15 protein-coding genes and 1 pseudogene are annotated in these 17,340 nt (G+C 63.8%); 8 read left to right on the plus strand and 8 right to left on the minus strand.

Annotated elements, in window-relative coordinates:
* Positions 1-68: 68 nt before the first annotated feature.
* From NLY42_RS30420 to NLY42_RS30445, 7 genes and pseudogenes are all read right to left on the minus strand, one after another.
* Positions 69-899 carry an ATP-binding cassette domain-containing protein gene (locus NLY42_RS30420; protein WP_023753956.1) on the minus strand — a complete coding sequence of 277 codons (831 nt, stop codon included), beginning with the start codon at positions 897-899 and terminating at the stop codon, positions 69-71.
* Positions 892-1,770, minus strand: coding sequence for an ABC transporter ATP-binding protein (locus NLY42_RS30425; protein ID WP_023753955.1), 879 nt, complete (start codon positions 1,768-1,770; stop codon positions 892-894). The genes NLY42_RS30420 and NLY42_RS30425 overlap by 8 nt, the downstream gene beginning before the upstream one ends.
* Complete coding sequence (locus NLY42_RS30430; RefSeq protein WP_023753954.1) at positions 1,767-2,615, minus strand: ABC transporter permease; 849 nt, start codon at positions 2,613-2,615, stop codon at positions 1,767-1,769. Before NLY42_RS30430 ends, NLY42_RS30425 begins: the two co-directional genes overlap by 4 nt.
* Positions 2,608-3,615, minus strand: a complete 1,008-nt coding sequence (locus NLY42_RS30435; protein WP_023753953.1) for an ABC transporter permease — start codon at positions 3,613-3,615, stop codon at positions 2,608-2,610. The genes NLY42_RS30430 and NLY42_RS30435 overlap by 8 nt, the downstream gene beginning before the upstream one ends.
* A 42-nt stretch (positions 3,616-3,657) precedes the next feature.
* A pseudogene (locus NLY42_RS32040) lies at positions 3,658-3,770 on the minus strand (endonuclease domain-containing protein); the annotation flags it as partial.
* Between the two features lie 33 nt (positions 3,771-3,803).
* Positions 3,804-5,333, minus strand: coding sequence for an ABC transporter substrate-binding protein (locus NLY42_RS30440; protein ID WP_023686913.1), 1,530 nt, complete (start codon positions 5,331-5,333; stop codon positions 3,804-3,806).
* A gap of 112 nt (positions 5,334-5,445) precedes the next feature.
* Positions 5,446-7,020 carry a phytoene desaturase family protein gene (locus NLY42_RS30445; RefSeq protein ID WP_023753952.1) on the minus strand — a complete coding sequence of 525 codons (1,575 nt, stop codon included), beginning with the start codon at positions 7,018-7,020 and terminating at the stop codon, positions 5,446-5,448.
* Positions 7,021-7,139: 119 nt separating this feature from the next.
* Between NLY42_RS30445 and NLY42_RS30450 the strand changes: the two genes are divergently transcribed.
* From NLY42_RS30450 to NLY42_RS30470, 5 genes are read left to right on the plus strand one after another with little or no spacing between them, the layout of a single operon-like run.
* A complete protein-coding gene (locus NLY42_RS30450; RefSeq protein ID WP_023753951.1) occupies positions 7,140-7,931 on the plus strand; it encodes a cyclase family protein in 792 nt (263 codons plus the stop codon).
* A 14-nt stretch (positions 7,932-7,945) separates the two neighbouring features.
* On the plus strand, positions 7,946-9,517 hold the full coding sequence (locus NLY42_RS30455) for a phytoene desaturase family protein (protein ID WP_023753950.1): 1,572 nt from the start codon (positions 7,946-7,948) through the stop codon (positions 9,515-9,517).
* Complete coding sequence (locus tag NLY42_RS30460; protein ID WP_023753949.1) at positions 9,517-9,999, plus strand: MarR family winged helix-turn-helix transcriptional regulator; 483 nt, start codon at positions 9,517-9,519, stop codon at positions 9,997-9,999. Before NLY42_RS30455 ends, NLY42_RS30460 begins: the two co-directional genes overlap by 1 nt.
* 44 nt (positions 10,000-10,043) lie before the next feature.
* Positions 10,044-12,197 (plus strand): thiamine pyrophosphate-dependent enzyme, encoded by a 2,154-nt coding sequence (locus tag NLY42_RS30465; RefSeq protein WP_023753948.1) that lies wholly within the window; start codon positions 10,044-10,046, stop codon positions 12,195-12,197.
* Positions 12,190-13,752 carry an indolepyruvate oxidoreductase subunit beta family protein gene (locus NLY42_RS30470; protein ID WP_023753947.1) on the plus strand — a complete coding sequence of 521 codons (1,563 nt, stop codon included), beginning with the start codon at positions 12,190-12,192 and terminating at the stop codon, positions 13,750-13,752. The genes NLY42_RS30465 and NLY42_RS30470 overlap by 8 nt, the downstream gene beginning before the upstream one ends.
* A 160-nt stretch (positions 13,753-13,912) precedes the next feature.
* Here the strand turns inward: NLY42_RS30470 and NLY42_RS30475 are convergent, their stop codons facing one another.
* Positions 13,913-14,809, minus strand: coding sequence for a LysR family transcriptional regulator (locus tag NLY42_RS30475; RefSeq protein ID WP_023667788.1), 897 nt, complete (start codon positions 14,807-14,809; stop codon positions 13,913-13,915).
* A 228-nt stretch (positions 14,810-15,037) separates the two neighbouring features.
* Here NLY42_RS30475 and NLY42_RS30480 point away from each other — a divergent pair, with 228 nt between their 5' ends.
* The 3 genes from NLY42_RS30480 to NLY42_RS30490 are packed head-to-tail and all read left to right on the plus strand — an operon-like array spanning position 15,038 to position 17,207.
* The gene (locus NLY42_RS30480) at positions 15,038-15,772 is read left to right on the plus strand and encodes an SDR family NAD(P)-dependent oxidoreductase (RefSeq protein ID WP_023667787.1); all 735 of its coding nucleotides are present in this window, start codon (positions 15,038-15,040) and stop codon (positions 15,770-15,772) included.
* Positions 15,773-15,822: 50 nt separating this feature from the next.
* Positions 15,823-16,575 carry an SDR family NAD(P)-dependent oxidoreductase gene (locus tag NLY42_RS30485; RefSeq protein WP_023753946.1) on the plus strand — a complete coding sequence of 251 codons (753 nt, stop codon included), beginning with the start codon at positions 15,823-15,825 and terminating at the stop codon, positions 16,573-16,575.
* 32 nt (positions 16,576-16,607) lie between these two features.
* Complete coding sequence (locus NLY42_RS30490; RefSeq protein ID WP_023753945.1) at positions 16,608-17,207, plus strand: NADPH-dependent F420 reductase; 600 nt, start codon at positions 16,608-16,610, stop codon at positions 17,205-17,207.
* Positions 17,208-17,340: the final 133 nt, after the last annotated feature.

Here is a 17,340-nt window from a genome sequence, read left to right on the forward strand (position 1 = left end):
CGTTCGCGGGCTGATTTTGCCCTCATGCACGTCCGAAGCCCGCTGTTCGGCGTGGTGGGTGAACAGTCCTATGCCGGCGCTTTCGTTGCTGGCCGCAACCAGTCCGCGTCGATCTCAGGCAGTGGGATGGCGGCAAGCAGGTCGCGCGTGTAGGTCTCCCTGGGATTGTCGAACAGCGCATCGGTGGCGCTCGCCTCGACGATCCTGCCCTCGCGCATGACGATCACCTGTTGGCAGAGCCGCCGGATGACCGACAGGTCGTGGCTGATGAAGGCGACCGTCAGCCCCATCTCCGCGGCCAGTCTCTCCAAAAGGGTGAGGATCTGCGCCTGCGTCGATACGTCGAGGCCGGAGACGATCTCGTCGGCCAGCACGAATTTCGGCGAAAGCGCCAACGCGCGCGCAATTCCGACGCGCTGGCGCTGCCCGCCCGACAGTTCATGACGATAGCGACTAGCGAAGCTTTGCGGCAGGCCGACGCGATGCAATGCCTCGGCGACGCGTTCCCTAAGCCTGTCGCCAAGCCCATTCTGCTTGAGCGGCGCGGCAATGATGCGGGCGATGGTGCGACGCGGGTTGAGCGACGACATCGGGTCCTGGAAGATCATCTGCAGGTCGCGGCGCAGAGGTCGCAGCTCTGCATCCGGCAGATGGGCGATATCGCGGCCCTCGAAATGGATGCTGCCGACGCTCGGCTCCAGAAGTCTGACAAGCGTGCGGCCGAGCGTCGATTTTCCGGACCCGGATTCACCGACGATGCCGGTCACCGAACCCCTCGGCAAATCGAAGTCCAGGCCTTTCAAAATCTCGGCCAGCGGCGCGCGGCCGATCAGCGGCTTGCGGGTCATGTCGGGCAGCGCCACCTTCAGCCCGCGCACGGAAAACAGCGGCTCAACCATGCGGCCGCCTCCACGCCTGGTCGGAGGCGGCGATCTCCGCAGCGAGTCCTGCCAGCACCGTCTCATCCACCGGCTTCAGCGAGGCAAAGGGATCCGTGTAGCGCGGCGTAGCGGCCATCAATGCCCGCGTATAGGGATGCTCAGGCGCGGCGAAGAGAGCGGCTGTGTCAGCCTCTTCCACCACCTTTCCGGCGTAGAGCACAGACACTTGCTGGCTGATCTTTGCAACGACGCCGAGATCGTGGGTGACGAACAGGATCGCGGTGCCATGCTCGCGCTGCAGCTCGGCGATCAGTCGCAGGATCTGCTTTTGCACGGTAACGTCGAGCGCGGTTGTCGGCTCGTCGGCCACGATCAGCCGTGGCTCGGCGGCGAAGGCGGCGGCGATCAGCACGCGCTGGCGCATGCCGCCGGACAGCTCGTGCGGATAGCATTTCAGCACCCGGTCGGGATCGCGGATCTGCACCTCATCCAGCAATTGCCGGATACGCTTGTCCGCCTTGTCACCGTTCCAGCCGAGAATGCGCACCAGCCGGTCAGTCATCTGCGGACCGATGCGGCGCGACGGGTTGAGCGCAGTCAACGGATCTTGCGGGATCAGCGCCGTGCGAGCGCCGATCAGCGTGCGCCTTGCCTTGGGCTGCAGCCTGCCGAGGTCTTCGCCTTCGAGCTGCATGGCGCCTTCGACGATGCGCACGCTTGACGGCAGCACACCGAGCACCGCCTTGCCGATCATCGTCTTGCCGGCGCCGCTCTCGCCAACAAGAGCACGCACCTCACCCGGCTGCACGGAGAGCGACACCGACCGCAGCACGCGCTGGCCGTTCGGCAGCACGGCGCTCAGATTGGCAATATCCAGGCAAGCGCTCATCGCAGCACCGGATCGAAGCGTGTCTTCAGCGCCTCACCGAACTGGCTGAACGACAGCACGGTGAGGATCAGCGTGACAAGCGGAAACACCAGCACCCACCAGGCCTGATGGATCGACAGCCGGCCCTCGGCGATGATGCCGCCCCAGGTCGGATCGTCGGTCGAGATCGACAGATTGACGAAGGACAGGATGGCCTCGACGATGACGGCGATGCCCATCTCCAGCGACAGCAGTGCCACGATCGACGGCACCACATTGGGCAGCACCTCGCGCAGCATGATGCCGATGCGGCCATAGCCGGCGATGCGGGCGTTCTCGACATAGTCCATGCGCGACTGGCCCATCGCTTCGGCGCGGATCACCCGGCAGAAGCGCGTCCAGTCGATTGTGACGATGGCGAGGATGACGGAACTGAGGCCGGTGCCGAGCACCGCGACCAGCAGGATGGCGAACAGCACCGGCGGGAATGCCATCCAGACGTCGACGATGCGTGAAATGATGCGGTCGGCCCAGCCGCCGAAATAGCCGGCGACCAGTCCGAGCGTCGAGCCGACAAGGCAGGCGGCGATCGCCGCCGCGAAAGCGACGATGAAGGCGATACGGCCGCCGAAGATCAGCCGGGAGAGGAGATCGCGGCCGAGGCTGTCGGTGCCCAGCCAATAGCCGGATTCCGCACCACTCATCCAGAATGGCGGCAGCCGTTCCAGCATCAGGTCTTGCGCCAGCGGGTCCTGCGGTGCGACCAGCGGCGCGAAGATCGCGGCCAGCAGCGCCAGCAGCAGCCAGCCGCCGGCCAGCCACAGCCTCGGGCCGAGTGCGCGCCGGGCGATGCGTGCCTCATCCATGGCGCAGCCTCGGATTGAGCAGCGCGTACATCATGTCGACGCCAAGATTGATCAGCACGAACAGCAGCGCGAACACCAGCACGATGCCTTGGATCAGCGGCAGGTCGCGGTTGATGACGGCATCGATCGCCATGTTACCGAGCCCTTCGTAGGAAAACAGCCGCTCGACGATGACCGTGCCGCCGATGAGGAAGGTGAACTGGACGCCGACGAGAGTCAGTGTCGGCAAGGCAGCGTTCTTCAGCGCCTCGCGCAGGATAACCTGCGTTTCCGAAAACCCCTTCACCCGCGCCAGCACGACATAGTCGAGGTCCAGCACTTCCTTCAGCGACTGTTTCAGCAACTGCGCGATGATTGCGGCCAGCGGCAGCGCCAGCGCCACAGCCGGCATCAGCATGTGCTTCAGGAGATCCCAGGTCAGGTCGAGGCGCAGCCGAAGCAAGCTCTCGAAGATATAGAACTGGGTGACGAAGGGCAGGTCGAGCTGCGGCGACACGCGGCCGGAAATGTCGAAGATCGGCACCAGCACGCCAAACAAAAGGATCAGCACGAGGCCCCACAGGAAATCGGGAATGGAAAGGGCGCCACCGCTGGCGATATCGATGCCGGCTTCGACCGCCGTGCCACGTTCGCGGGCGCCGAGGATCGCCGTCGTGCCGCCGAGCCCAACCGCCATGATCAGCGCGACGATGGCGAGTTCCAGCGTTGCCGGCAAGCGGTTGAAGACGAGGCTGAGCACATCTTGCCTGAGCGAAATCGAGGTGCCGAAATCGCCCCTGACGACGCCGGACAGCCAGATGAAGAATTGCTGCACGATGGTCTTGTCGAGCCCGTAGAGTGCACGCAGCCGGTCGATGTCGGCATCTGTCGCACCGGGGGGCAGCATCATGGCGATCGGGTCACCAGGCGCGACGCGGATCACGACGAAGACGACGACAGCCACGCCGAACAGCGTGATCAGCATCGTCAGCAGACGGATCAGGAATCGTTGCAGGAGCATTCTGGTGTTGGCCCAGTGCGTTTCTAACGAAGAGCCCCCTCATTCGTCCGCTTCGCGGCCACCTTCTCCCCGAGGGGAGAAGAGGTCACGGACAGCTGAGCTGGTCTCTTCTCCCCAGCGGGGAGAAGGTGGCCCGAAGGGCCGGATGAGGGGGCCGCTCAGCGAAGGGTGGCGCCCACAAGCCGATATCAGGCCGGGGTCATCAGCGCCGGCAGCAGCGCGCCGGACACATGCTGCACCACGTTGACGCCCTTGGCATGCACGATAGGTTGCGCATACTGAATCAGCGGCAGCACATAGGCCTGCTCGGCGATATACTTGTCGACAGCCTTCCAGCCGGCGATGCGCTTGGCCTCGTCCTTCTCGCCCCAGAGCGGATTGATCATGTCGATCAGGTCCTGGCTGTCCCACACCGAGTGCGGGCTCGGCCCATACATGGCAAAACCCGTCGACGTCGTCGGGTCGCCGATGGCGTTGCCCCAATTGTAGAAGGCGGCCGGCGCCAGCTTGTCGGCGGCGCGCAGTTCATAGTGCTTGGCGATCTCGTAGACCTCGATCGTCGCCTCGATGCCGACCTTGCGCCACATGCCGACGATCGCCTGGATCATCTCATAATCCTTGGGCTTGAAGCCCTTGGTCGTCTGGATGGTGAACTTGACCGGTTTTTCCGGCGAATAGCCGGAAGCCGCGAGCAGCTCCTTGGCCTTTTCCGGATTGTGCTCGACCTTGATCGACGCATCGAAGGCCGTGTACTCCGGGGTCTCCAGCGTAGCGATCGGTTGGCCATAGCCGCGCAGCAGCCGTTTGACCAGAAGCTCCTTGTCCACAGCCATGACAGCGGCCTGGCGGACGTTCTTGTCCAGCATCGCTTCGATGTCATTGAAGAAGATCATGCCGATGTCGGAAACGGGCTTGCACGAGCCGGCAAGCCCGTCCTTGGCGATCAGCCGGTCATACTCTTCATAGGGGACCTCCAGCGTCACCTGCGAGGAACCGGATTCGATCTCGGCAACGCGGCTCGCCGCGTCGGTGACGAACTTGATCGTCACATTCTCGAAGGCCGGCTTGTCGCCCCAATAGTGCGGGTTGGCCTTCAGTCGGAGGAAAGCATTTCGCTCGAATTTTTCCACCATGTACGGGCCGGTGCCGATCGGCGCCTTCTCGAAACCTTCCGCGCCAACCTTCTCGTAGTAGGCCTTCGGCAGGATGTAGCCGGTCAGGAACGACATCCATTTGAAATAGACCGGATCGAACTGCACGACGTCGCCGGTGATCTTGTTGCCGTCGATCTTGAAATTGTTGACGTTCTTCCAGACGAACTGGATCGGATTGCCGGTCTTTTCGTCGCCCGCCCGCTGCAGCGACCAGACCACGTCCTCGGGCGTGAAGGGCGAGCCGTCATGCCAGGTCACGCCTTCGCGCACCGTCATCGTCACCTTGGTGCGATCCTCGTTCCAGCCCCATTCGGTGAGCAGGCCAGGCGCAAAGGACAGGTCCGGCTTTTGCGGAATGAACTGGTCGAACACCGACTGGTAGAGACCCTGGATCGTCGGGTTGACCGCCGAAGGTCCGGTGGTCGGATCCCAGGACGGCAGGTTGACGTTATAGGCGATGGTCAGCTCGCCCGCTGCCGCCTTGGCGATCTCAGGCAGGCCGATCGCCGCCACCCCAAGTGCCGCGGCACTGTATCCCAGCAATTCTCGTCTGTTGATTGTCATGGTCGTTCCCCTTGTTGGTTTTGTTGTCTTTGCGCGGCACTATCAGTTTATCGATCCGGGCTTCGTGGGCAGCAGCGCCTTGCCTCTCGTCGCCTTCATGAAATCTTGCGAGCTACCTCCCGCCAAGCTGTTGCGCGAGCATGAAGCCGGAGGCCGCGCCGGTGCCGGCGCCGGGCCATGTCGCGGCGCCTATGAGATGCAGATTGCCGACCGGCGTGTTCCAGCCGGCATAACCGCGCGCCGGGCGGAACAGGAAATTCTGTGCCAGATGGTGGCTGCCGCAGACCTGGTCGCCGCCGACGAGATTGGGATTCTCGCGCTCGAGGTCGATGGGTGAGAACACCGCGCGGCCGAGGATTTTTGTACGCAGGCCGGGCGCGTAGGTCTCGATGATGTCGAGCACGCGCTCGGCGTAGACGTCCTTGACCTGATCCCAATGCGCGGGCGCGATCTTGCCGGCCGCATCGCCCAGGATTTCGGCGGGCAGCATGCGCACCTGCACCCACAGCACATGCTTGCCCTGCGGCGCGCGTGACGGATCGACCGCTGTCGGCTGGCCGACGACCAGCACCGGTTCGTCCGGCAGCATGCCCGCCATCGCCTGCTGATAGGTGCGCGACATCGCGTCGAGCGAGGGCGACAGATGCACATAGGCGAACTGCCGCAGCTCGGCCCCGGCGCGCCAGTCCGGCAGGTCGTCGAGCGCCAGATGGATCATCATCGTGCCCGGCGCGTGCCGGAACTTCTGCATAGCCGTGTCGAAGCCGGTGTCGCCGGAACCGTTGGGCAGCAACTTGCCGGTCAGCGCCCTGGGCGCGACGCCGGCAATGACCGCCTTCGTTACCGTATGCGTCTCACCGGACGCAAGCCGCACGCCGGTCGCCTTGCCGGCGGAAACGGTGATTTCGGCAACCTCTGTCCCTGTGACGATCTTGCCGCCCGCCGAGGTGACCATACCTGCCAGCGCCCGGATGATCGTGTCGGCGCCGCCCTTGCCTAGCACCATGCCAAAGGTCTGGTTGGCCATGGATTCCAGATAGGGGAACACGGCGCCGCCGGCGATGTCGGGTGCAAAGTCGAGATGCATGCCCCAGGTGGCAAGCGTTGCCCGCACATGAGCGGACTCGAAATTTTCCTCCAGCCAGGCGCGCGGCGATGACAGCAAAAGCCGAGCGGTGTCGAATGCGCCTGACATGCCCTTCTTGCGCCACAGGTTCCAGGCGGTGCCGGCAAGCGCGCGGGCACTCATCGGCGAGCCCAGCAGCCGGAACAGATGCTCGGCCTCTGCCGGGAAGGCAGCGACCAGTCTGCGCCATGTCGCGGCATCGGCAGCGGAGAATGCGGCCATGCGGCTGGCAGTCTTTTCCAGGTCATTGCTGACGCCAAACCAGCGTCCGTCCGGAAAGGCGCTGGCGAAACAGTCGGCGACCGGCGCGAACGCCAAACCCTGCGCTTTCAATTCATTTGCATATTTCCGGTGGAAGGCGGAGCCGGCGAACAGGCTCAGATTCATCGCACCGAAATCGTGGCGGAAGCCGGGAAGCGTATATTCGTGTGTCTGGACGGCGCCGCCGATTGCTGCACTGCGCTCGAAAAGCCCGGTTTTCCAGCCCTTGAGTGCCAGATGCGCAGCGCATGCCAGACTGTTGTGGCCCGCCCCGACAAAGATGGCGTCGAACTCGCTCACGCCCCGTTCCCATTTCCTTTATGCTTAAAGATAATTGCAGATGCATATGTTTTCGTCTAGTAGGATATTAAGGGCCGAGACGAGCCTTGATCATCACCGACAAGAGGGAACTTCAGACCATGGACACGCAAAAACTCCTCGGCGAAGTCGCCGGCCAACTGCTTTCAGGCGCCATCAAGGTGGTCGACCTCTCTGCGCCGCTCGGACCCGACACGCCGCTGATCAAGCTGCCGCCGGAGCTTGCCGTCGACACGCCGAAGGTCGAGATCCACAACATCTCCCGCTACGACAAGAACGGTCCGTGGTGGGCATGGAACTGGCTGAAGCTCGGCGAGCATTCGGGCACGCATTTCGATGCGCCGCAGCACTGGATCAGCGGTAAGGACTATCCGGACGGCGCCACCGACACCATTCCGGCGGAGAATTTCGTCGGCCCGGTCAACGTCATCGACTGCTCGAAGGAAGCAGCCGCCGACCACGATTTCCTGCTCACCGTCGACCACATCAAGGCATGGGAAGCCAAGCATGGCACGATCAATGCCGGCGAATGGGTGGTGATGCGCACCGACTGGTACAAGCGCAACGGCTCGGAAGCCGAGTTCCTCAACGCCAACGAGACCGGCCCGCACACGCCAGGTCCGACGGCCGAAGCCATCCAATTCCTGATCAGCAAGGATATCAAGGGCTGGGGCTCGGAGACGATCGGCACCGATGCCGGCAAGGCCGGCGGCATGGAGCCGCCATTCCCGGCGCACACGCTGATGCACAAGGCCAACCGCTATGGCCTTGCCAGCCTCTGCAACCTCGACCAGTTGCCGCCAAAAGGCGCCATCCTGATCGCCGCACCGCTCAAGATCGAACATGGCACCGGCAGCCCGATCCGCGCGCTGGCACTGGTGTCGAAAGGCTGAGAAAGCACGCTGAGGTGAGCCAGCCGGATCACATCATCGTCGGCAGCGGCATCAACGCGCTGGTCTGCGCGGCGATGCTTGGCGGCAAGGGCGCGAAGGTGCTCGTCCTCGAGCGCAACGACCGCATCGGCGGCTGCTTGCGTACCGAGGAGATCACCGCGCCCGGCTTCATCCATGACGTGATGGCGACCACCTTCGTGCTGTTCATCACCTCGCCGGCCTTTGCGGCGTTGGGCGGCGATCTCGCGCGGCACGGGCTGGAGTTCTGTCACACCGGCACGCCAACCGGCGTGCTGCGGCCGGACGGCAGCCATGCCGTGCTCACCACCGACCGCGCCGCCAACGTCGCTGCAATCAATGCGATCGCCCCCGGCGATGGCGACCGGCACGCCGACGATGTCGGCAGCATCGAGCGCAATGCCGGCCTGCTGTTCGGCCTGCTCGGCGGCAGCCTGTGGTCTTATCCGACAGCCAAGCTGTTGGCCGGCGATGCCTGGCGGCGAGGCCCGCGCGGGCTTGCCGCTTTTCTGGGTGAGGCACTGGTGCCGGCGCGCAGCTGGCTGGAAAGCACCTATCGGTCCGAGACAATCCGCGCGCTGTGGGCGCCCTGGGTGCTGCACGCCGGGCTCGGACCGGAAGATGCCTTCTCAGGGCAGATCGCCAAGGTCATTGCCTTCGCGCTGGAAGCGGCCGGGGCGCCGATCGTCAAGGGTGGGGCGAAGACCCTGCTCACTGCCTTCGAAGCTCTGATAAGGGAACGTGGTGGCGACATCCGCACCGGCGCCGATGTCGCCTCGATCGTCCAGAGCGGTGGCCGCGCGACCGGCGTACGGCTCGCCTCGGGCGAAACGATTACAGCAAACAAGAGCGTCATCTGTTCGGTCACGCCGACGCAGCTTTACCACCGGTTGCTCGGCAGCGAGGCTCCCAAGGCCGATGTCGAAGCGACACAGAAATACCGCTACGGCAAAGGCAATTTCCAGATTCACTATGCGCTGAACAAGCCGCCGGCATGGCGCGGTGATGGCCTGGACCAGGTGGCATTGTTGCACCTGACGCCGGGGCTCGATGGCGTCTCGAAAGCCTGCAACGAGGCGGCGCGGGGCATGCTGCCCGAAGTGCCGACCATCTGTGTCGGCCAGCCACATGCGCTCGACCCATCGCGCTGCCCGCCTGGCAAAGCAATACTGTGGCTGCAACTTCCCGAGGCGCCCCGTCACATCAAGGGCGATGCTGCCGGCACGCTCCAGGCACCCACCGACGGGCAATGGACCGAGGCGTTGCGCGAAGCCTATGCTGATCGTGCCGAAGCCATCCTGGCCAACCACATCGATGGTTTCAAGGACAGCGTGATTGCGCGGCGCGCCTATTCGCCGGCCGATCTCGAAGCGATGAATATCAATCTGGTCGGCGGCGACCCCTATGGCGGGTCCTCGACCATCGACCAGTCGTTCCTGTGGCGGCCGTTCAAGACCAGCCGCAACCATCAGACCGGCATCAAGAACCTCTATCACATCGGCGCGTCCACCCATCCGGGCGCGGGCCTCGGTGGCGGTTCCGGCTTTCTGCTGGCGGGGAGGCTTTGATGGAGCAGAAGGTTCCGGAAAAGCGCCAGCGCATTTCGACGCTTGGCCAGATCGGCCTGCAGCAATTCGCGCCCTATCTGATGAACCGCATCATGGGGCGCTACAACGCCACCTTGCGCGACGATTTCCGCAAGCAGGGCCTGACCATTCCGCAGGTCCGCACGCTGGCCGTGCTGTCGGTCACCGACGGCGTCACCGTCAACGACCTCTCGGTCTACACCGTCATCGAGCAGTCGACCTTGAGCCGCACGCTCGACACGCTGGAGGGGCAAGGCTTCGTGCGGCGCGAGCAGGGCGTTACCGACAGCCGCATCCGCCATGTCTTCCTGACCGACGAGGGCCGCGCCGAGTTCGCGCGCGCCTGGCCGGCCATGCATGACGCGTTCGAGGCGATGTTCGACGATGTCGACGACGCCGAATACACGGCGCTGATCGCCACATTGCAGAAGATGCTGAAGAACATTCGCAAGCACGACATCTAGACGTTAGGCGCCGGCCGCACCGCCGGCAACGGAAGGTTGGAAAAATGGCCGAACGGTCTTTTGCCAAGGAAGTCGAAAAACTCAGGCTCGGCGCCGGCGAGGAATTTGCGGGCGAAGGCATTCTCGCCATCACCAAGGCGCTGCTGCAATGCGGCGTCGGCTATGTCGGCGGATACCAGGGCGCGCCGATCAGCCATCTGATGGACGTGCTGGCCGACGCACAGGACATTCTGGGCGAACTCGGGGTGCATTTCGAGGCGAGCGCCTCGGAAGCCACCGCCACCGCCATGCTCGCTGCCTCGGTGCATTACCCCATCCGTGGCGCGGCGACCTTCAAGTCGACTGTCGGCACCAATGTCGCGTCCGACGCGCTCGCCAACCTTGCCTCCGGTGGCGTTACCGGCGGCGCGCTGATCATCGTCGGCGAGGATTATGGCGAGGGTTCCTCGATCATGCAGGAGCGCAGCCATGCCTTCGCCATGAAAAGCCAGGTCTGGCTGCTCGACCCGCGCCCGAACCTGCCTTCGATCGTCAAGGCGGTCGAGGATGGCTTCGAGCTGTCCGAAGCGTCCAATACGCCGGTGATGCTGCAGGTGCGCATCCGCTGCTGCCACGTCCACGGCCACTTCATAGCCAAGGACAACAAGCGCCCGCCGATGACGGTGGCCGATGCGCTCGACGCGCCGCGCCGCGACACCGGCCGCATCGTGTTGCCGCCCGCCTCCTTCCTGCACGAGAAGGAGAAGGTGCAGAAGCGCTGGCCGGCGGCGGTGGAGTTCATCGCCAAGAACAAGATCAACGAATTCTTCGGTTCGGACCATGGCTCGGTCGGCATCGTCATGCAGGGCGGCATGTACAATTCGGTCATCCGCGCCTTGCAGCGGCTCGGCCTTGCCGACACCTATGGCGAGACGGATGTGCCGCTCTACGTTCTCAACGCCGTCTATCCCCTGATCGATGACGAGTTCCTCACCTTCTGCGAAGGCAAGCAGGCGGTGCTCGTGGTCGAGGAGGGCCAGCCCAACTACATCGAGCAGGCCTTTGCCGCCATGCTGCACAAGGCCGGGCGCGGCACCAGGCTGGTCGGCAAGGAGTATCTGCCGATGGCCGGCGAATATACCGGCCAGGTCATGCTGGACGGCATCGGCGCCTTCCTGCGCGCCGAGGCCCCGCATCTCTTGCCGGGTGAGGTGCGCGCGCCCAACAAGGTCGGCGACGGCGTTGACGCCGCGGACCTGATCAACGTCGTGCCGGGACGTCCGCCAGGCTTCTGCATCGGTTGCCCGGAGCGGCCGATTTTTGCCGCGACAAAGCTGGTCGAGCAGGAACTCGGGAACCACCACATCGCATCCGACATCGGCTGCCATTTGTTCTCGATCATGCCGCCTTTCGAGCTCGGCGCCACCACCATGGGCTACGGGCTGGGGCCGGCATCGGCTTCGGCCTTCAATTCGCCCGACGCCAAACGGCGGTCGATCTCTTTCGTCGGCGATGGCGGCTTCTGGCACAACGGCCTGACCTCCTCGATCGGCAACGCGGTGTTCAACAAGAACGACGGCGTCATCGTCATCGTCGACAACTTTTACTCCGCCGCGACAGGCGGGCAGGACATATTGTCGTCGCGCGCGGGCAACAAGACCAAGTCGACCAAGCATCCGATCACCGAAGCGGTGAAGGGCATGGGCGTCAAATGGCTGCGCCACATCGACCGCACCTACGATGTCGGCAAGATGCAGGACACGCTGCGCGAGGCGCTGACGACGGAGGAAAAGGGACCAAAGGTCATCGTCGCCTCTTCCGAATGCATGCTCAACCGCCAGCGTCGCGAAAAGCCGCTGGTCGACAAGGCGATCAAGGGAGGGACCCGTGTCGTCAAGCCGAAATTCGGCGTCGACGAGGACATCTGCACCGGCGACCACGCCTGCATGCGGCTGTCCGGCTGCCCGTCGCTGTCGGTGAAATCGCTCGACGATCCCTTGCGTGACGATCCGGTGGCATCGATCGACCAGAGCTGCGTCGGCTGCGGCAATTGCGGGGAGGTGGCGGACGCCGCCGTGCTGTGCCCATCCTTCTACCGCGCCGATGTCGTGCACAATCCGGGCCGCTGGGACCGTTTCCTGGAAAGCGCTCGCCGCGCCGTGATCGGCCTGATGCAGCGCCGCCGCGAGAGCCGTAGGTTGACGTTCGCCGATGCTTGACCAGGCTTCGCCCTTGCGCCCGAAATCCGGTGCCGCCGATACCGAGCCGGTGATCAAACTCGCTTTGCTCGCGGTCGGTGGCCAGGGCGGCGGCGTGCTCGCCGACTGGATCACCGATGTCGCCGAGCGCAATGGTTACGTCGCGCAATCGACCTCCGTCGCCGGCGTCGCCCAGCGCACCGGCGCTACGATCTATTACGTCGAGATGGCCCGCGACACCGGCCGGCTGCCGGTCTTTGCCCTTTCGCCTTCGCAAGGCGACGTCGACATATTGATCGCCGCCGAGCTGATGGAAGCCGGCCGCGCCATCATCAGGGGCTTCGTCACGCCCGATCGCACCACGCTGATCACCTCCTCGCACCGTATCGCCGCGGTGTCGGAAAAGATCGAGCCGGGTGACGGCCGGGCCTCGTCTTCGAAGGTACACGCGACGGCGGAAGCTGCATCGAAACGCTTCATCGCCTTCGACATGGAAAAGATCGCCGCCGATAATGGCTCGATGATTTCCGCCAGCCTCCTTGGCGCGCTGGCAGGCTCCGACGCATTGCCGTTCAGGCGTGAAAGCTATGAGCAAGCGATCGGCGCCGGCGGCCGGGGCGCGAAAGCCAGCCTCGCTGCCTTCGCCGTCGCCTACGACCGCGCGCGCGGTACGACCGTCCCCGCGCCAGAGCCGGCAGAACCGGCCACGGTCGACCCCGCTCCGGGTGCAGGGCGCGTGAGCGGTCCGCAGAACCTGCTGCAGGGTTGGCAGGCACTGGCCGCCCGCATCGACCTGATGCCCGCGGCGGTGCGCGACATGGCGCTCCGGGCGCTGAGAAAGGTCGTCGACTATCAGGACATCTCCTATGGCGGCGAGTATCTCGACCGGTTGGACAAGGCCGTTGCGCTTGATGATCCCGGCCACGCCCATGCATTGTCCATCGCCGCCGCCAAGCATCTGGCCAACGCGCTGTGCTATGACGACATGATCCGCGTCGCCGATCTCAAGACTCGCTCGACCCGCGACCAGCGCGTGCGCCGCGAGGTCGGCGTCAAGAACGGCTCGATCCTGCAGGTAACCGAGTATTTCCATCCGCGCATCGAGGAGTTCTGCGGCACTTTGCCGGCGGGGTTGGGCAGCTACATTGAGAACCGGCCGAAACTCGCTGCTTTCCTTGATCGTCGCATCAACCATGGCCGGCGCATTCGCACCGACAGCTTTGCCGGCTTTGCGGTCCTCTGGTTCATCGGAGGCCTGCGCCGCTGGCGGCGGCGCCTGTTGCGCCACAAGGTCGAGACGGCGCATCTGGAGCGCTGGTATGCGCTGGCGCTCAGCCACGCGCCTCAGGACTACGCGCTCGCCGTCGAAATCCTGAACTGCCGCCGGCTGATCAAGGGCTACAGCGACACCCACCTCCGCGCCCAGTCCAAATTCGATCGCGTGCTGTCGGCGCTCGATCTGGTCAAGGGCCGCGATGACGCTGCCGACTGGATCAGGCGGTTGCGCGAAGCTGCGCTGAAAGACGAGAAAGGGGACATGCTCGATGGCGCGCTGAAGACGGTGGCATCGTTGTGATCATGGTGTCGGAGGAGGTCGAGCTTAGGCTGGTACCTCTACGCTACTGCCGCCGTTTCCCTACTCCCACTGGATTCGCGGATTGAACACGCCGCTTCAAGCGATCGCAGCTCGGCTTCCACCCGGATTGCGGGAAGCGTTGCCGGCCGACCTGCGGGCGTCAGTCGCGCGATATGGACAGCCCCGAGAGAAGCGGAGCGTACGCGGCGAGCCTGCGGGATACGAACTCGGTGAAGAGCCGCACCCGCTTCGTCTTGCGTGTCTCGCCTTGCGTGAGAAGCCACAGTGTCCCATGCATGGGCACGTCGATCCCCGGCACCCTCACCAGCAGGGGGTCGGCATCTCCGACGAAGCACGGCAGTTTCGTTATCCCAATCCCTTGGTGCGCCGCGATGATCTGCGTCTCGGCGTCAGGTGTCCTGAACGGTACTCCCGTGACGTGAACTTCTCCCTCGCGCGCCCAGTCCGGAATTCCATGATTGTCTATGCCTATCCACCGGATGGGATCAGGCGTGCCCGCACGCCACGCGGCTAGTCGATCGCGAGACATGTAGACGCCGCTGAACAGCTCCGGTCCCTTCAGGCCGTGAAGATTGAGCGGCAGGGTCTTGCGGTCGGCGACAATGCGGATCGCGACGTCGGCCTCTCGGTTGGTCAGATTTGCCAGCTCACCGGACGACAAGATTTCCATCTCGATGTCGCGATGCAAACGCGCGAAGTCGGCGAGATCCGGCATGAGCAGGTGTGTGGCGAGGAACGGTGGAAGCGTCACCCGCAAAAGCCCGCGCGCGCTCTGGTCACGACCGAAGACTCGCGTCTCCAGTTGGTGCGACGACGCTTCCATCTGGGTCGCGAGATCGAGGACCTCCTCGCCCGCAGCCGTCAAGCGGTAGCCGGAAGGCAGCTTTTCGAACATCTGCGCCCCGAGGCGTTCCTCGAGCTGAGCGATGCGCCGCAGCACGGTCGAGTGGTTCACACCGAGGTGTGCGGCGGCAGCACGCACCGAGCCTACGCGCGCGGCGGCAAGAAAGTAGCGAACGTCATCCCAGTCGATCATGGTGCATTCCTGCGCAGCGAAGTGCGGCTTGCAAAGCCCATACTAACACGATCAGCCGTAGTTCGTGCGGTCGCCGCGGCGTTCAATCATCTAGCTGGATCGTTTTCGCACCAGCGATGTGCGCGATTGCGCACTCACCGCCCGACTTCGGCGAACCCATCTTGAGGCTCTCGCGGGACTTTCCCGTACAGCCAAAGATACGAGACGGCGAAACGAAGGATGCATGACATGAACAGACTGAATGGAAAGACCGCTGTAATAACTGGCGGCGCTACGGGCATCGGTCGCGCCGCAGCCAAGCGCTTTATCGAGGAGGGCGCCTTCGTCTTCATCTTCGGCCGCCGGCAGGAAGCGCTCAACGCCGCCGTGGCTGACCTTGGGCCTAGTGCCCGCGCGGTTAAGGGCTCGGTCTCGGATGAGGCCGACCTCGACCGACTCTACGCTGCGGTGAAGGCCGAGCGCGGAAGCCTGGATATCGTCTTCGCCAATGCCGGGGCGGGAAGTCCGCTTCCGCTCGGGCAGATCACCGCCAGGCACATTGACGAAACCTTCGACACTAATGTGAAGGGTACGATCTTCACGGTCCAGAAGGCGCTGCCGCTGATGAGCCAGGGCGGTTCGATCATCCTGACCGGCTCGAGCGCCGGCACCACGGGCGCTCCGGGGTTCACTGCCTATAGCGCGAGCAAGGCGGCAGTGCGCAACCTGGCGCGGACCTGGGCGGAGGACCTGAAGGGCACCGGCATCCGGGTAAACGTGTTGTCGCCCGGGGCGACGGCGACCGAACTCGCGAAGGAGGCGTTGGGCGAGGAAGGCCAGAAGGCCTACGGCGCGATGACTCCGCTCCAGCGCATGGCCAATCCGGCGGAGATCGGGGCCGTGGCCGCCTTTCTCGCGTCGCCGGACAGCAGCTTCATGACCGCCAGCGAAGTCGCCGTCGACGGCGGCCTGGCTCAACTCTGACCCCCAGCGCGGTCCGTACCTGGGCCGCGCGCAACGAAAGACAAAGAATTATGAAAAAACTCGAAGGCAAGATCGCAGTCATCACGGGCGGAAGCAGCGGGATCGGATTGGCCACAGCCAAGCGCTTCGTAGAAGAAGGAGCGCACGTCGTGATTACCGGGCGAAGAGAGAAGGAGTTGAAGGAGGCCGCAGCCTTCATCATGAAAAACGTTACGACGGTCGTGGGTGACGTGTCGCTCCTGGAAGATCTGGATCGCCTCTATGCCGTCGTGAAGGTGAAACATGGTCATATCGACATTCTCTTCGCCAACGCCGGCGCGGGGACGATCGCACCGCTCGCCGTCGCTACCGAGGCACATTTTGATCAGACCTTCGATGTGAACGTGAAGGGTCTGTTCTTTACGGTGCAGAAGGCCCTTCCCCTGTTCAAAGACGGCGGTTCGATAATCCTGAATTCTTCAGTGTCGAACGTGTTGGGGCTTCCAGGGTTTAGTACCTACGCCGCGAGGAAGGCGGCTGTACGCAACTTCGCGCGCGCTTGGACACTGGAATTCAAAGACCGCAAAATCCGCGTCAATGCAATGAGTCCGGGACCAATCGAGACGCCGGCCTTGGAGACAACGACTGGCCTTACCCCTGAGCAAGCCGAGCAAGCGGCCGCCCAGTTTGCGTCACAGATCCCAATGGGTCGCAGGGGCAAACCAGAGGAAATCGCGGCTGCCGTAACGTTCCTCGCCTCCGATGAAAGTTCTTTCGTCACCGGCGTGGATCTCGCCGTCGACGGAGGCATGGCGCAAGTCTGACCCCGGCATTAGCACCAGATCGGAGAAGTACTATGAACTATGCAATCGTAGGATTCGGCAATATCGGACAAGCCCTTGCCAAGGCGTTTGCCCGAAACGGCATCGAAGTTTCCGTTGCAACCACACGCGACCCGGAAAGCTTTGCCGCCGATGCGGCCGCGATCGGACCCACGATCATCCCCAAAAAACTGGCGGAAGCCATCAAGGCGGACATCATCTTTTTGGCTGTCCGCTTCGAGGCGCACCCGAATGTCGCGAAGGCGCTTCCCACATGGCAGGGGAAGACGATCATCGATGTGACCAATGCCTATGGCGTGCCCCCTGAGGAACTGGGAGGACAACCTTCTTCCAAGTTCATCGCGCAGGCCTTCTCTGGCGCAAAACTGGTCAAGGGCTTCAACCATCTGGTCGCCCCGGTGCTTGATCAGGATCCGGCCGTACATGGTGGCCGGAGGGTCGTGTTCCTGGCAAGCGACGATGACGCTGCCGCAACACAGATTGGGGAGCTTGCGGAAAATCTCGGTTTCGCGCCGATCAAGCTTGGCGGGGTGTCGGAAGGTGGCCTGCTGGTCCAGGCGCGCGGAGACAGCTGGGGTCATCTGATCTTTAAGGACTTGGTCAAGTTCGACTGACGAGCACGACGTCCACACCCGCAAAGAGACGACGCAGGCGATCGGAGCTCGGATCGGATCAAGCGCGATCCGATCCGAGCAAATGGAGAAATCACTATGTGCACCGAGAAGAATATCCACTCCTAAGGAGATT

It is taken from the genome of Mesorhizobium sp. C372A, from assembly GCF_030323245.1.
Classification (GTDB): domain Bacteria; phylum Pseudomonadota; class Alphaproteobacteria; order Rhizobiales; family Rhizobiaceae; genus Mesorhizobium.

What these genes read in the sequence shown, in the direction of transcription:
- NLY42_RS30420 (WP_023753956.1), bottom strand. Translation starts at nt 899, where the DNA reads ATGGTTGAGCCGCTGTTTTCCGTGCGCGGGCTGAAGGTGGCGCTGCCC.
- NLY42_RS30425 (WP_023753955.1), bottom strand. Translation starts at nt 1,770, where the DNA reads ATGAGCGCTTGCCTGGATATTGCCAATCTGAGCGCCGTGCTGCCGAAC.
- NLY42_RS30430 (WP_023753954.1), bottom strand. Translation starts at nt 2,615, where the DNA reads ATGGATGAGGCACGCATCGCCCGGCGCGCACTCGGCCCGAGGCTGTGG.
- NLY42_RS30435 (WP_023753953.1), bottom strand. Translation starts at nt 3,615, where the DNA reads ATGCTCCTGCAACGATTCCTGATCCGTCTGCTGACGATGCTGATCACG.
- NLY42_RS30440 (WP_023686913.1), bottom strand. Translation starts at nt 5,333, where the DNA reads ATGACAATCAACAGACGAGAATTGCTGGGATACAGTGCCGCGGCACTT.
- NLY42_RS30450 (WP_023753951.1), top strand. Translation starts at nt 7,140, where the DNA reads ATGGACACGCAAAAACTCCTCGGCGAAGTCGCCGGCCAACTGCTTTCA.
- NLY42_RS30460 (WP_023753949.1), top strand. Translation starts at nt 9,517, where the DNA reads ATGGAGCAGAAGGTTCCGGAAAAGCGCCAGCGCATTTCGACGCTTGGC.
- NLY42_RS30465 (WP_023753948.1), top strand. Translation starts at nt 10,044, where the DNA reads ATGGCCGAACGGTCTTTTGCCAAGGAAGTCGAAAAACTCAGGCTCGGC.
- NLY42_RS30470 (WP_023753947.1), top strand. Translation starts at nt 12,190, where the DNA reads ATGCTTGACCAGGCTTCGCCCTTGCGCCCGAAATCCGGTGCCGCCGAT.
- NLY42_RS30475 (WP_023667788.1), bottom strand. Translation starts at nt 14,809, where the DNA reads ATGATCGACTGGGATGACGTTCGCTACTTTCTTGCCGCCGCGCGCGTA.
- NLY42_RS30480 (WP_023667787.1), top strand. Translation starts at nt 15,038, where the DNA reads ATGAACAGACTGAATGGAAAGACCGCTGTAATAACTGGCGGCGCTACG.
- NLY42_RS30485 (WP_023753946.1), top strand. Translation starts at nt 15,823, where the DNA reads ATGAAAAAACTCGAAGGCAAGATCGCAGTCATCACGGGCGGAAGCAGC.
- NLY42_RS30490 (WP_023753945.1), top strand. Translation starts at nt 16,608, where the DNA reads ATGAACTATGCAATCGTAGGATTCGGCAATATCGGACAAGCCCTTGCC.